The organism is Kitasatospora sp. NPDC001664, from assembly GCF_053596675.1.
The window spans coordinates 64,310-78,321 of the sequence record NZ_JBSFGS010000024.1; the positions used below are offsets into that span (position 1 = coordinate 64,310).

The window sequence follows — 14,012 nt, forward strand, 5'->3', positions numbered from 1 at the left end:
CTCGCCCGGTAACCTACCGACCGCCCGATCGCCGGGCAAGGGATCCGGGAGGGCGCGGCGCCGCCCCGGGCGGCGCCCATGGGCCAGGATGGTGGGCATGACGGCGACGCTGATCGACCTCACCCATCCGGTCACCACCGGCATGCCGGTCTACCCCGGGGATCCGGAGGTGGTGGTGCGGCCCGCCCTGACCACCGCCGCCGACGGGGTCAACGTGCTGGCGCTGCACCTCGGTTCGCAGTCCGGGACGCACGTGGACGCGCCGTACCACGTGGACGTCACCTGGCCGACCCTGGACGGGCTGCCGCTGGCCCTGTTCACCGGCCCGGCGGTGCTGGCCGACCTGCGCGGGCTGGAGCCGCGCAGCGCGGTGACGGCCGCTCAGCTGGCCCCGGCCCTGGCCGGGGCGGCGGAGGGGAGCGTGCTCCTCCTGGCCACCGGCTGGGCCCGGCACTGGGGCACCGACCACTACCTGGCGCACCCCTACCTCACCCCGGAGGCCGCCGGGGCGGTGGTCGCCGCCGGGATCCGCTCGGTCGGGGTGGACGCGCTGAGCATCGACCTCACCCCGGAACCGGCCCCGGCCGACCCGGCGGTGGCGGCCCTGCTGGGCTCCCTCTCCGACGAGCACGACCCGGCGCCGGAGCCCGGATCGCTGGCCGCCCACCGCGCGCTGCTCGGAGCCCCCGGCGGGGCGGTGGTCTGCGAGAACCTGACCGACCTCACCCCGCTGCTGGAGGCCCGGGACGCCGGCCTCCCGGTGGCGGTCTCCTTCTTCCCGATCCGCCTCACCGCCGCCGACGGCGCCCCGGTCCGGGCGGTGGCCCGCCTGGGCTGAGCGCGGGCGACCCGACGGTACCCGGCCGGTCGGGCTGTCATGGTCTAGACCAACTTCCGGTGCCGCCGCTACGCTCTCGTCATGGCAGAGATCATCGGCGTGATCGAGCGGCTGTGGCGCTACCCGGTCAAGTCGACCGGGGGCGAGCGACTCGACTCCGTGGAGGTGGACGAGCGCGGGCTGGCGGGCGACCGGCTGTACGCCGTCCGGGACGGGGCCGGAAAGCTCGGCTCCGGGAAGTCCACCCGGAGGTTCCGCCGGATGGACGGGCTGCTGCGGCTGGGCTCGCGGCTCGGCACCCGGCTGACCGCCCCCGAACTGCTCGACCCGCTGGGCAAGCCCGTCCCCGATCCGGACGCCTTCCTGCGCGCCTACCTCCAGCGCGAGGACGTGGAGCTGGCCCGGGAGGACACCGTCTCGCACTTCGACCAGCTACCGGTCAGCGTGCTGACCACCGCCACCCTGGACTGGCTGCGCGCCGAGCTGCCGGAGACCGCCGTGGACGAGCGCCGGTTCCGGCCGAACGTGCTGCTGCGCACCCCGCCGGGCACCGCCCCGTTCACCGAGGACACCTGGTTCGGCCGCAGCGCGGCCACCCCCACCGGGCTGGTGCTGGCCTTCGTCCGCTCCAGCGAACGGTGCGTCATGTCCGGCACCGCCCAGCCCGGCCTGCCGCACGCGCCGGAGATCCTCAAGACCATCGACCACGCCCACGACGGTCGCCTGGACGCCCTGGCCACCGTCGCCCACCCGGGCCGCCTCCGGATCGGCGACCGGCTCACCCTGGAGGACTGACCGGCGCCGCAGGACCACGACGCCGCACGGGGGCCGGCGGAGACTCCGTCGACCCCCGTGCGGCGTGCCGTGCCCGGGAGGGTCAGCCGAGCCGGATCAGGCCGGCCCGGGCGGTGGCGGGCTTGAGGGCCGGGGTGCCGGCGAAGGTGGCCTGGTAGCCGCCGGCCAGCACCACGGTGAGCAACGGGACCAGGCCGCTGCAGGTGGCGGTGCCGTGGGCGTTGGTGACGGCGGTGCAGACGGTGGCGCTTCCGACGGTGAACCTGACGGTCTGTCCGGCCGCCGGGAGGTGGGCGGTGGTGTCGGTCAGGGTGGCGGAGAGGGTCAGGCCGACGGTCAGGCCGCCCGCGCCGACCGAGAACAGGGTGGGTGCGGCGCTCAGCGCGGTGGAGTGCGGGGTGCCCGGGTCGGTGACCACGGTGTAGGTGAAGCGGTCGGCCGCCGAGGTGGCGCTGCTGCCGCCCGGGGTGGTGACGGTGACGTCGACCGTCCCGGTGCCCGCCGGGGCGACCGCGGTCAGCCGGTTGTCGGTCGCGACGCTGAACGAACTGGCCTCGGTGGAGCCGAACTTGACCGAACTCGCCCCCGACAGGCCGGTGCCGTCGACGGTGACCACGGTGCCGCCGGCGGCCGGGCCGCTCGACGGGCTGATGCCGGAGACCACGGGGGCGGGCACCGGGGCCTGCGGGCGGACGAAGGCCAGGCCGTACGGGTCGGTGCCGACCGGGACGACGGCGGTCAGGGTGCGGGTGGCGGTGTCGACCACGGAGACCCGGTCACCCGGGAAGTCGGTGGCGTAGAGGGTGGCGCCGCTCGGGTCCAGCGCGACGCCGCGCACCTTGCCGGCCGCCAGGCTGCCGCTGACGGTCTGGGTGGAGGTGTCCACCACGGTCAGGTTGGCGGCGGCGTTGAAGCTGCCGAGGTAGAGGCTGCCGCCGTCCGGTGAGACCACCGCCGCGTTGGTGCCCGCACCGACCGACAGGGCCGCGACCACGGTGTTGGTGGCGGTGTCGATGGTGTTGAGGGTGGCGCTGCTGTAGCCGCCGACGTAGACCTTGCTGCCGTCGGGGCTGACCGCGACGGCCTCCGGGAACTGGGCCACCGGGATGGTGGCGGTCACCGTGGCGCCGGCGGTGTCGATCACCGAGACGGTGTTGGAGTCGGAGTCCGCCACGTAGACCCGCGAACCGTCGGGCGTGACCGCCAGGTTGAACGGCTGGGAGCCGACCGGGACGGTGACCGCCACGGTGTTGCTGGCGGTGTCGATCACCGAGACGGTGTTGGCGTTGAAGTCGGCCACGTAGACCCGGGAGCCGTCGGGGCTGACGGCCAGTCCGTTGGGCCCGTCACCGACCGGGACGGTGGCGGTCACCGTGTTGCTCGCGGTGGAGATCACCGAGACCGCGTCCGAGCCGCTGTCGGCGACGTAGACCCGGCCGCCGTCGGGGGCGGCCGCCACGCCGCGCGGGGCGTCGCCGACCGGCACGGTGGCGGTCACCGTGCCGGTGGCGGTGTCCACCACGGAGACGTCGTCGGTGCCGGAGTTGGCCACGTACAGGTGGCCGGTGCCGACGGCCGCGTGCGCGGTGCCCGGCGCGGCCAGGGTGGCGGCGGCGGCGAGCGGGGCGGTCAGCAGCAGCGCCGTGAGGGCTGCCGCCGGGCGGCGCAGTACAGCGGATATGGGCATGGGTGGTCTCTCTACTCGGACGCCTGGAAGGCAAGGGTGGCGTCAACGGCGGTGGACCGTCACACAGTTGACGCGCCCCCCGCTGGACGCCATCCGTTGTAGGCGGCCCGCGCCGGGCGCGTCCATCGAACGCCGGACACCGGGCGTCCGTCACACCTCCCCCACCGACCGTCCACACCACCTGCACCCGGTGTGCCGCCGTACCCCTGGGACGTGGGGCACCTCATGAGTCGATCTGCGCCCCATCAGTCACATCTGCCACAGCGCTCGCAGCAGGCGGCGCGCGAGAATTCGACCGGCGCGCGCCGCACGAAACGCGCCGTGCACCGAGCTGCGCGCGGGGAACACCCGAACGATCAGTGCGCCTTCACCAGACAGAAGGGGTGCCCCGCCGGGTCCACGTAGACCCGCCAGCCGGTCTCGACGTCCTTGCGGACCGCGCCGAGTGCCAGCACCCGCGTCTCGGCCTCGTCCAGGTCCGCCACCTCCACGTCCAGGTGGAGCTGCTGGGGGTGGGCCGGGTCCGGCCACATCGGCGGGCGGTAGTCCTCCACCCGCTGGAAGCCCAGCACCATCCCGCCGGGCACGTGCACGGTGGACCACTCCTCGTCCAGGGACCAGCGCGGGTCCGGCCGGTCGAGCTCGCCGCCGAGCAGCTCGGCGTAGAAGTGGGCCAGCCCCGCCGGGTAGTGGCAGTCCAGCACCACGCACTGCAGCTTGCCGATCATCATGTGCTCCCAAGGCTCGGACACCGGTGCCCCCAGCATCCCGCGCGCCCGCCCGCCGGGCCCGTCCCGACACGGCGCCGCGGTGGCAGTACGGCCGGCCGTACCGGAATCGCCGCAGGCCAGGCGGGTGGAGACGGACCGTCAGGTGGCGTAATGCCGCCGCAACGAAAAACCCGCCGGTACGGCCCTAGGGTTCTGGCGAACCGACCCCCTCCCCCTCGGAGCACCGCGATGACCAGCGAGAACGGCACCCGACCGACGGCCCGGCGGCTGCGCGCCGACCGCGCCCGGCAGGTGGCCGACGTGCTGCGCCGCCAGGTGCTGGACGGCCGGGGGGCGGCCCGTTCGCTGCCGCACGAGGACCGGCTGGCCGAGGAGTTCGGCACGTCCCGGAACACCGTCCGGGAGGCGCTGGACCTGCTCCGCGAGGAGGGCCTGATCCGCCGGGTGCCCGGCTCCGGGACCCAGGTGGTGGCGGAGAAGGTACCGCACGGCCTGAACCGGCTGGAGGGCCTGGCCGAGACCCTGCACGAGCACGGCGACGTGGTCAACGAGGTGCGGGCGTTCGGCCCGGTCCGGGCCCCCGGCCCGGTGGCCCGGCGGTTCGGGCTGCCGGACGGCGCCGAGGTGGTCTACGTGGAGCGGCTGCGACGGCTGAACGGGCTGCCGCTCTCGCTCGACCTCACCTACCTGGCCCCGGACATCGGGGCGGAGCTGGACGCCGCCGACCTGGCCGGGCAGGACATCTTCCGGCTGATCGAGGAGGTGGCCGGCCAGCCGCTCGGCCGGGCCGACATCACCCTGGAGGCGGTCAACGCCGACCCGCACTCCGCCACCGTGCTCGAAGTCCCGCGCGGCGCCGCCCTGTTGATGCTGGAGCGGCTGACCACCCTGGCCGACGGACGCCCCGTCGACCTGGAGTACGTGCGCTTCCGCGGCGACCGGCTCACCATGCGCGGGCAGCTGCTGCGCGACCTCCCCTGACACACCCTCCCGAGAGGCAACCCCATGGCACTCGCCGACCACCGCTCCGACGTGCCCGTGACCATCGACGCCTCGCTCTGCATCGAGGGCTGCACGCTCTGCGTGGAGATGTGCCCGCTGGACTCGCTGGCCATCGACCAGGAGAACGGCAAGGCCTACATGCACGTGGACGAGTGCTGGTACTGCGGCCCGTGCGCCGCCCGCTGCCCCACCGGGGCGGTCACCGTCAACATGCCCTATCTGCTCCGATAGTTGAGGAAGCCCCCAGACCATGAGAGCACGCACCGGCGCCCTGCTGGCCGCCGCGACGCTGACCGCCGCCACCGCCTGCTCCTCCGCCGACGGGGCGGCCGGGGGCGGCAGCACCGTCCAGGTGGTGGTGGGCTACCAGTCCAAGACCATCAACACCGTCACGGCCGGCACCCTGCTGCGCGCCCAGGGGTACTTCGAGCAGCGCCTGGCCGAGCTCGGGAAGCAGAACGGCAAGACCTACACCGTGAGTTGGCAGGACTACGACTCCGGCGCCCCGATCACCGCACAGATGCTCGCCGACAAGACCGACATCGGCTCGATGGGCGACTACCCGCTGCTGATCAACGGCTCCCGCGCCCAGGAGGCCGGCGGCCCCGGCACCCGGCTGGTCTCGGTGACCGGCTACAACCTGCTGGGTGCGCTCAACTCCGTGGTGGTGCCCAAGGATTCGCCCGCGCACACCCTGGCCGACCTGAAGGGCAGGAAGGTCTCCACCTCGGTCGGCTCGGCCGCCGACGGCACCCTGGTGCAGGCGCTGCGCAAGGCCGGAGTGCCGGACGACGGGATCCAGAAGCAGAACCAGCAGCCGGCCGTCGGCGCCTCGGCCCTCAAGGCGGGCGGCGTGGACGCGCTGGCCCAGTTCGTCGCCTGGCCCGGCGCGGTGGTCTTCGCCGGGGACGGGCGGCTGCTCTACGACGGCGCCGCGCTGGCCAGGCCCACCCTGCACGGGGTGGTGGTCCGGCAGAAGTTCGGCACCGAGCGGCCCGAGGTGGTGAACGCCTTCCTGGCCGCCCAGCAGGATGCCACCGAGTACCTCAACGAGCAGCCGCTGGCCGCCAGTCGGAAGGTCGCCGAGGCCACCGGCCTGCCCGCCGAGGTGGTGCACCTGTACAACGGCCCCAACGGCATCGCCACCTTCGGCACCGAGCTCCGCCCCGAGCTGCTCACCGCGCTGCGCGAGGACGTGCCCTTCCTCAAGTCGGTCGGCGTGCTCAAGGCGCTGGACCTGGACGCCTTCGTCGACCCCTCCTACCTGGCGAAGGCCGCGCTCCCGGCCGTCCCGCCGGCCCGGATCACCGGCACCGACGAGCTCTGCGGCCTGCCGGTCACCGACCCGGCCCTGGCCGGTGAACTCTGGCTGGAGGGCGAGGAGTCCACCCGGCCGGCCGCCGACCCGGGCTGCCTGCTGAAGGCCGTGAAGGCCGCCGAGGCGGGCGGGAAGAAGCTCCGCGCCGCCTACGTGCCGGACGCGGCCACCGGCACCCGGTGGTTCGCCGACCACGACCTGTGGGTGCGGGACGGGGCGAAGCTGCTGCCGTTCACCACCGAGGACGGCGCGAAGGCGTACCTGGCCGCGCACCCCGACGCCCGGCAGCTCTCCTACCGGGAAGCCCTGGCCGCCTCATGACCCGGCGCCTGGTGCGGCTGGCCGCGCTGCTCGCCGCCGTCGGGCTCTGGCAGCTGCTGACGGCGCGGCACGTCCGGCTCTGGGTGCGCTTCGACCACCTGCCGACGGCCGTCCAGGTCTGGCACGCCTTCGGCCTGCGGCTGGGCACCGAGGAGTACTGGCAGGACCTGACGGAGAGTCTGCGCCGGATCGGCACCGGCTTCCTGCTGGCCGGGCTGCTCGGCGTGGCCGCCGGGGTGCTCACCGCCCGCTCGCGCTGGGCGGCCGACCTGCTCGGCCCGGTGCTGGAGGTGGTCCGGCCGGTCCCGGCGATCGCGCTGGTGCCCGTCGCCATCATGCTCTTCCCCGAGAACGAGCAGGGCATCGTGGCGATCACCTTCGCCGCCGCCTTCTTCCCCGTCACGGTGGCCACCCGGCACGCGGTGCGGGCCGTGCCGCCGCTCTGGGAGGAGGCCGTGCGCACCATGGGCGGCGGCCGCGGGCGGGTGCTGTGGAGCGTGGTGCTGCCGGCCGCCCTGCCCGGGGTGGTCGGCGGGCTCTCGGTCGGCCTCGGGGTCTCCTGGATCTGCGTGATCTCGGCCGAGATGATCTCCGGTCAGTTCGGCGTCGGCTACCGCACCTGGCAGGCGTACACCGTGCTGGACTACCCCGGCGTGTTCGTCGGCATCGTCACCATCGGCCTGCTCGGCTGGCTCACCTCCGGCGCGGTCGAACTGCTCGGCCGCCGGCTGACCGCCTGGCTGCCGCCGCGCCCCGGAGGTGCCGGATGAGCCTGCGACTGACCGCCCGGGGGCTCTCGCTCGGGCACGCCGGGCACCCCGTGGTCGAGGGCCTGGACCTGGACGTCGCCCCCGGCGAACTGCTCACCGTGCTGGGTGCCTCCGGCTGCGGCAAGTCCACCCTGCTGCGCGCCCTGGCCGGCCTGCTGCCGCCGACCGGCGGCGAGCTGCTGGCCGACGGCGCCCCGCTGCGCGGCCCCTCCGCCGAGCGCGCCCTGGTCTTCCAGGAGGACGGCCTGCTGCCCTGGCGCAGCGCCCGCCGCAACGTCGAACTCCCGCTGGCCATCGCCGGGTTGCGCCGGCCGGAACGCCGGGAACCGGCCCTCGGCTGGCTGCGGCGGGTCGGCCTGGAAGACCACCAGGACCGGCTGCCACGGCAGTTGTCCGGCGGGCAGCGGCAACGCGTCCAGCTGGCGCGGGCGCTGGCCGGCTCGCCGAGGGCGCTGCTGATGGACGAGCCGTTCGGCGCGCTGGACGCGCAGAACCGGCATGCGATGCAGCAACTCCTGCTCACCGTACGGGAGAAGGAGGGCTGCACGGTGGTCTTCGTCACCCACGACGTGGACGAGGCACTGCTGCTCGGCGACCGGGTCGCGGTGCTCGGCGGCGGCCGCCTGCTGGCCCTGCACGAGGTGCCCCGCCCGTCCGCCGCCCGCCCCGAGCTGCGCGACCACCTGCTCGCCACGCTCTCCTGAACCCCTCCTCCGAAAGGCACGTCGACCCATGCAGATCCCCGAGCTGTCCGAGGCCCGCCGCCTGGAGTGCGACGTGCTGGTGATCGGCGGCGGCACCGCCGGCTCGATGGCCGCGATCAGCGCCGCCGAGGCGGGGGCCACCGTGCTGCTGCTGGAGAAGGCCCACGTCCGCCACTCCGGCGCGCTGGCCATGGGCATGGACGGCGTCAACAACGCCGTCGTCCCCGGCCGGGCCGAGCCGGACGACTACGTCGCCGAGATCACCCGGGCCAACGACGGCATCGTGGACCAGCGGACGGTGCGGCAGACCGCCACCCGGGGCTTCGCCATGGTGCGGCGGCTGGAGGGGTACGGGGTCAAGTTCGAGAAGGACGAGTACGGCGAGTACCAGGTCCGCCAGGTGCACCGCAGCGGCTCGTACGTGCTGCCGATGCCGGAGGGCAAGGACGTCAAGAAGGTGCTCTACCGGGTGCTGAGGCAGCGTCACATGCGCGAGCGGATCACCATCGAGAACCGGGTGATGCCGGTGCGGGTGCTCACCGCCGGCGGCCGGGCGGTCGGCGCGGCCGCCTTCGACACCCGCAGCGGGGAGTTCGTCACCGTCTCGGCCGGGGCGGTGGTGCTGGCCACCGGCCCCTGCGGCCGGCTCGGCCTGCCCAGCAGCGGCTACCTCTACGGGACGTACGAGAACCCGACCAACGCCGGGGACGGCTACGCGATGGCGTACCACGCGGGCGCCGAGCTGAGCGGCATCGAGTGCTTCCAGATCAACCCGCTGATCAAGGACTACAACGGGCCCGCCTGCGCGTACGTGGCCAACCCCTTCGGCGGTTACCAGGTGAACCGGCACGGCGAGCGCTTCGTCGACTCCGACTACTGGTCCGGGCAGATGATGGCCGAGTTCGCCGCCGAGGTGGCCTCCGACCGGGGCCCGGTCTACCTGCGCACCACCCACCTGCCGGAGGAGACCGTGCAGGCGCTGGAAGGCATCCTGCACACCACCGAACGCCCCACCCGGGGCACCTTCCACGCCGGGCGCGGGCACGACTACCGCACCCACGACATCGAGATGCACATCTCCGAGATCGGCCTGTGCGGCGGCCACTCCGCGAGCGGGGTCTGGGTGGACGAGAACGCGGCCACCACGGTGCCCGGGCTGTACGCGGCGGGGGACCTGGCCTGCGTGCCGCACAACTACATGATCGGCGCCTTCGTCTTCGGGGACCTGGCGGGGACCCATGCCGCCGCCCACCTGCCGTCCGCCCGGGCCCCGCTCCCCCTCGACCAGGTGGCCGCCGCCCACGAACTGATCTACCGTCCGCTGCGCAACCCGGACGGGCCGCCGCAGCCGCAGGTGGAGTACAAGCTCCGACGCTTCGTCAACGACTACGTGGCGCCGCCGAAGACCGGGGCCCGGCTGTCGGTGGCGCTGGAGCACTTCGAGCGGATGCGCGGCGAGGTGGCCGGGATCGGCGCCCGCACCCCGCACGAGCTGATGCGGGCCGTCGAGGTCGACTTCATCCGGGACTGCGCCGAGATGGCCGCCCGCTCCTCGCTGGCCCGCACCGAGAGCCGCTGGGGCCTCTACCACTCCCGGGTCGACCACCCCGGGCGGGACGACGAGCGCTGGTTCAGCCACCTCAACCTGCGCCGGACCGCGGCCGGGACGATGGAGTTCCTGACCCGGCCGGTCGCGCCCTACCTGGTGCCGGTGGACGGCCTCGTGCCCCCGGCCCTCCCCGTCACCGTCCTCGGCGAGGTGCACCCGCTGGTGGTCGGCCGGACCGGAGCCACCGTCAGCCCGGCCACCGCCTCCGCCCCCACCGCCGCCTCCTCCCCCGTCCTCCGCTCGCTGCTCCTCCTCGACGAGCCCACCCTCCCCGAGCTCCTCCCCTACCTCCACGACCCGGCCGCCGAGGTCCGCCGCACCGCCGTCGCCCTCACCACCGAGCACCCCTCGGACGGCACCGGGGCCGCCCTCGCCCGCACCCTGGCCGACGCCGACGCCTCCGTGCGCACCGCCGCGGTGGCCGCCCTGCGCGAGCTGCTCCCCGTCCTCACCGCCTCGCTCGGCCCCGCCCTGCTCCCGCACGCGGCCTCCCCCGACCCGGTGGTGCGCGCGGGCGTGCTCGAACTCTCCCGCGCCCTGCGCACGGGCGAACTCCCCCTCTACGCCTCCGCACTCCGCGATCCCGCGGTCCCCGTCCGCCTCCAGGCCGTCCACGGCCTGGTCTCCCTCGACGCCGCCCCGGCCCTGCTCCCCTTCGCCGCCGACGGCGCCCGCGAGGTCCGGGTCGCCACCGCCGAGGGCCTGGGCACCATCGCCTCACCCGTCGCCGTCCCCACCCTCACCACCCTCGCCACCGACCCCGACCCCCTGGTCCGCGCCGCCGCCTTCCAGGGCGCGGCCGGCCTCAACTGCCCCGACCCCCTCCTGACCCTGGCCACCACCCCCGACCCCGCCTGGCAGGTCCGCAGGACCGCCGCCACCGCCCTCGGCTCCGCCGCCGCCCTGGACGCCCTGCTCCCCTACCTCACCGACCCCGAGGCCGACGTCCGCAAATCCGCCGTCCGCGCCGCGGCCCCGCACGCCGCCGCCCTCGCCGAGGCCCTGCGCGACCGCCTCGCCGACCCCGACGCGGACGTCCGCGCCTATGCCCGGCTGGCCCTGAAGCAGGCGTAGTACGCGTAGTACGCTGGCTGCATGGAGATCTCAAGCGAAGTTCCGGCGCGCGAGCTCAACCAGCAGACCGCCCAGATCCTGGCCCGGGTCGAGGCCGGCGAGACAGTCACCGTGACCAAGAACGGCCGCCCGGTCGCCATACTGCGTCCGTACGGCACCGACGACCCCCCGGCCTACGGGTTCCGCACGGACCCGATGGGCGAGGATCCCTACTTCCAGGAGCCGCCGTCCATCGAGTTCGCACCGATGGACGTGGACGAGCAGGACGACCTGATGGCACGGGGGTTCGGCGTTGACTGAGACCGTCCCCGTGCCCGTGGCCATCGCCGACACCTCGGGCCTGCTCGCCTTCTTCAATCCCCGTGATCCGCACCACGACCGATGCCGGGAGGCCCTGCGAGGCCTCGGCCATCTCGTGGTACCGCCCTTCGTGCTGGCCGAGTTGGACTACCTCCTGACCGCCCGGGCCGGCAACCAGGCCGCCCTCACGGCGCTCGGCTACATCTCCCAGGGTGTGCTCCGCTCCCGCTTCGAGGTGCCCGAGGTCGGCGCCCACCTCCCGGCCGCCCGGGCCGTCATGCAGACCTACCCCGACATCGGGCTCACGGATGCGATGAACGTCGTGCTGGCCCGCGAGTTCCGCACCGCTGCTCTGCTCACCCTCGACGTGAAACACTTCCGCATGGTGCGACCGCTCACCGCACACCCCGCCTTCCGGCTGCTCCCGATCGACCTCTGAGCACGCGGAAGGGGAGGCACTCGCGAGCGCCTCCCCTTCGACGGACCGTCAGAGCTTCAGGCCGCGCAGGACCAGGTCGAGCAGGGCGAAGACGAAGAGCGAGATGCCGACGAAGCCGTTGGTGGTGAAGAAGGCGCGGTTGAGCTTCGAGAGGTCGTGCGGCTTGACGATGGTGTGCTCGTAGACGAAGGCGCCGGCCACCACCGCCAGGCCTACCCAGAAGGCCGGGCCCGCGTGGGTGAGGAGGGCGTACCAGACCAGCAGGCCGAGGGTGACGGTGTGGCAGACGCGGGCGCCGTAGAGGGCGGCCGGGACGCCGAAGCGGGCCGGGAAGGAGCGGACGCCCTCGGCGCGGTCGGCGGTGACGTCCTGGGTGGCGAAGATCAGGTCGAAGCCGCCGATCCAGATGCCGACGGCGAGGCCGAGGACGACGGCGTCCCAGGACCAGCTGCCGGTGACGGCCAGCCAGGCGCCGATCGGGCCCATGGCCTGGGCCAGGCCGAGGATGGCGTGCGGGAAGTCGGTGAAGCGCTTGCCGTACGGGTAGACCACCATCGGGACGACGGCGACCGGGGCCAGGGCCAGGCAGAGCGGGTTGAGCAGGGCGGCCGAGCCGAGGAAGACCAGCAGGGCGACCGCGGAGCCGATGTACGCGGTGCGCATGGAGACCGCGCCGGTGACCAGTTCGCGGTTGGCGGTGCGCGGGTTCCGGGCGTCGATCTCGCGGTCGATGATCCGGTTGGCGGCCATCGCGAAGGTGCGCAGGCCGACCATGCAGATCGTCACCAGGACCAGGGCGCCCCAGTGCATCCGACCGTCCGTCAGGTACATCGCGGTGAAGGCGGCGATGTAGGCGAACGGCAGGGCGAAGACGGAGTGCTCGATCAGCACCAGGTTGAGGAAGGCCCGGACCTTGCCCGGCTCGGGCGCGGCGGCGACGGAGGTCACAGCCCGTACTCCTTCCAGCGACGGTCGACCAGGGCGGCGGTGGCCGGGTCGGAGCTGACCATCTCGGGCCAGCCTCCGTCCCGGGTGTAGCCCTCCTCGGGGAGCTTGCGGGTCGCGTCGATGCCCGCCTTGCCGCCCCAGAACTGCTGGTAGGAGGCGTGGTCCAGGTGGTCCACCGGGCCCTCGACGACGCTCAGGTCGCGGCTGTAGTCGACGTTCCCGAGCGCCCGCCAGGCGACTTCCTGGTAGTCGTGCACGTCGCAGTCGGCGTCCACCACGACGATCAGCTTGGTCAGCGACATCATGTGGGCGCCCCAGATGGCGTGCATCACCTTCTGGGCGTGCTTGGGGTACTTCTTGTCGATCGAGACGATCACGCAGTTGTGGAAGCCGCCGGCCTCGGGGAGGTCGTAGTCCACGATGTCCGGGATGATGATCTTGAGCAGCGGCAGGAAGAACCGCTCGGTGAACTTGCCCAGCGGCCCGTCCTCGGTCGGCGGCCGACCGACCACGATGGACTGCAGCAGCGGACGGGACCGCATCGTCACGCAGTCGATGGTGAGCGCCGGGAAGGGCTCCTGCGGGGTGTAGAAGCCGGTGTGGTCGCCGAACGGACCCTCGGGCAGCATCTCCCCGGGCTCCAGCCAACCCTCCAGCACCACCTCGGCGTTGGCCGGGACCTGGAGCGGGACGGTCTTGCAGTCCACCATCTCGATCCGCTTGCCCGAGACGAAGCCGGCGAACAGGTACTCGTCGATGTCGCCGGGCAGCGGCGCGGTGGAGGCGTAGGTGACGGCCGGCGGGCAGCCGAAGGCGATCGCGACCGGCAGCCGCTCGCCGCGCTTGGCGGCCTTCGCGTAGTGGTTGCGGCTGTCCTTGTGGATCTGCCAGTGCATGCCGATGGTGCGCTTGTCGTGGCGCTGCAGCCGGTAGAGGCCGAGGTTGCGGACGCCCGTCTCCGGGTCCTTGGTGTGGGTCAGGCCGAGGTTGAAGAAGGAGCCGCCGTCCAGCGGCCAGGTGAAGAGCGCGGGCAGCCGGTCGAGGTCGACCTGATCGCCCGTCAGCACCACCTCCTGGACGGGGGCGTCGCCGGACTTCACGCTCTTCGGCGGCACGTGGGCCATCGAGGCCAGCTTGCCGAAGGCGTCCCGGAAGCCGGTGAAGCCCTGCGGCAGCTCGGGCTTGAGCAGCCCGGCGATCTTCTCGGCGATCTCCTCGGGGCCCTTGAGGCCGAGCGCCTTGGAGAGCCGGCGCTCGGTGCCGAAGACGTTCATCGCCAGCGGCATCGAGGCGCCCTTGACGTTCTCGAACAGCAGCGCGGGGCCCTTGGCCTTCTGCACCCGGTCGACGATCTCACCGACCTCCAGGTGCGGATCGACCTCGGTCTTGATCCGCTTGAGGTCGCCCTCTCGCTCCAGGGCCCGGAGAAACGAACGGAGATCGTCGTATGCCATGTGGGCCAGTATCCGATACTGG

Annotated in this window: 14 protein-coding genes; 10 read left to right on the forward strand and 4 right to left on the reverse strand. The window is 73.5% G+C overall.

Annotated elements, in window-relative coordinates; translation table 11 throughout:
- Positions 1-97: 97 nt before the first annotated feature.
- Together ACWCYY_RS29340 and ACWCYY_RS29345 are read left to right on the forward strand one after the other, a co-directional pair.
- Positions 98-838 (forward strand): cyclase family protein, encoded by a 741-nt coding sequence (locus ACWCYY_RS29340; protein WP_449797756.1) that lies wholly within the window; start codon positions 98-100, stop codon positions 836-838.
- 81 nt (positions 839-919) lie between these two features.
- On the forward strand, positions 920-1,633 hold the full coding sequence (locus tag ACWCYY_RS29345; protein WP_345278911.1) for an MOSC domain-containing protein: 714 nt from the start codon (positions 920-922) through the stop codon (positions 1,631-1,633).
- An 82-nt stretch (positions 1,634-1,715) separates the two neighbouring features.
- Here ACWCYY_RS29345 and ACWCYY_RS29350 read toward each other — a convergent pair whose 3' ends face one another.
- Positions 1,716-3,320, reverse strand: a complete 1,605-nt coding sequence (locus tag ACWCYY_RS29350) for a YVTN family beta-propeller repeat protein (RefSeq protein WP_449797757.1) — start codon at positions 3,318-3,320, stop codon at positions 1,716-1,718.
- A 356-nt stretch (positions 3,321-3,676) separates the two neighbouring features.
- Positions 3,677-4,048: a VOC family protein gene (locus tag ACWCYY_RS29355; protein ID WP_345278957.1), complete on the reverse strand. Its 372-nt coding sequence runs from the start codon at positions 4,046-4,048 to the stop codon at positions 3,677-3,679.
- A 231-nt stretch (positions 4,049-4,279) separates the two neighbouring features.
- Here ACWCYY_RS29355 and ACWCYY_RS29360 point away from each other — a divergent pair, with 231 nt between their 5' ends.
- From ACWCYY_RS29360 to ACWCYY_RS29395, 8 genes are read left to right on the forward strand one after another with little or no spacing between them, the layout of a single operon-like run.
- Positions 4,280-5,032, forward strand: a complete 753-nt coding sequence (locus ACWCYY_RS29360; protein ID WP_449797758.1) for a GntR family transcriptional regulator — start codon at positions 4,280-4,282, stop codon at positions 5,030-5,032.
- A gap of 24 nt (positions 5,033-5,056) precedes the next feature.
- Positions 5,057-5,284 (forward strand): 4Fe-4S dicluster domain-containing protein, encoded by a 228-nt coding sequence (locus tag ACWCYY_RS29365; RefSeq protein WP_345278921.1) that lies wholly within the window; start codon positions 5,057-5,059, stop codon positions 5,282-5,284.
- A gap of 19 nt (positions 5,285-5,303) precedes the next feature.
- Complete coding sequence (locus tag ACWCYY_RS29370) at positions 5,304-6,692, forward strand: ABC transporter substrate-binding protein (protein WP_449797759.1); 1,389 nt, start codon at positions 5,304-5,306, stop codon at positions 6,690-6,692.
- Positions 6,689-7,462 (forward strand): ABC transporter permease, encoded by a 774-nt coding sequence (locus ACWCYY_RS29375; protein ID WP_345278925.1) that lies wholly within the window; start codon positions 6,689-6,691, stop codon positions 7,460-7,462. The genes ACWCYY_RS29370 and ACWCYY_RS29375 overlap by 4 nt, the downstream gene beginning before the upstream one ends.
- Entirely contained in the window at positions 7,459-8,166 is a 708-nt protein-coding gene (locus ACWCYY_RS29380; protein WP_345278927.1) for an ABC transporter ATP-binding protein, read from the forward strand. The genes ACWCYY_RS29375 and ACWCYY_RS29380 overlap by 4 nt, the downstream gene beginning before the upstream one ends.
- 28 nt (positions 8,167-8,194) lie before the next feature.
- The gene (locus ACWCYY_RS29385) at positions 8,195-10,849 is read left to right on the forward strand and encodes a fumarate reductase/succinate dehydrogenase flavoprotein subunit (protein WP_449797760.1); all 2,655 of its coding nucleotides are present in this window, start codon (positions 8,195-8,197) and stop codon (positions 10,847-10,849) included.
- 21 nt (positions 10,850-10,870) lie between these two features.
- Positions 10,871-11,149, forward strand: a complete 279-nt coding sequence (locus ACWCYY_RS29390; RefSeq protein ID WP_449797761.1) for a type II toxin-antitoxin system Phd/YefM family antitoxin — start codon at positions 10,871-10,873, stop codon at positions 11,147-11,149.
- Positions 11,142-11,588: a PIN domain-containing protein gene (locus tag ACWCYY_RS29395; RefSeq protein WP_449797762.1), complete on the forward strand. Its 447-nt coding sequence runs from the start codon at positions 11,142-11,144 to the stop codon at positions 11,586-11,588. The genes ACWCYY_RS29390 and ACWCYY_RS29395 overlap by 8 nt, the downstream gene beginning before the upstream one ends.
- A 48-nt stretch (positions 11,589-11,636) precedes the next feature.
- Here ACWCYY_RS29395 and mqnP read toward each other — a convergent pair whose 3' ends face one another.
- Both mqnP and ACWCYY_RS29405 read right to left on the reverse strand, forming a co-directional pair.
- A complete protein-coding gene (gene mqnP, locus ACWCYY_RS29400) occupies positions 11,637-12,536 on the reverse strand; it encodes a menaquinone biosynthesis prenyltransferase MqnP (protein WP_345278931.1) in 900 nt (299 codons plus the stop codon).
- Complete coding sequence (locus ACWCYY_RS29405) at positions 12,533-13,990, reverse strand: menaquinone biosynthesis decarboxylase (protein ID WP_345278934.1); 1,458 nt, start codon at positions 13,988-13,990, stop codon at positions 12,533-12,535. Before ACWCYY_RS29405 ends, mqnP begins: the two co-directional genes overlap by 4 nt.
- Between the last annotated feature and the right edge of the window lie 22 nt (positions 13,991-14,012).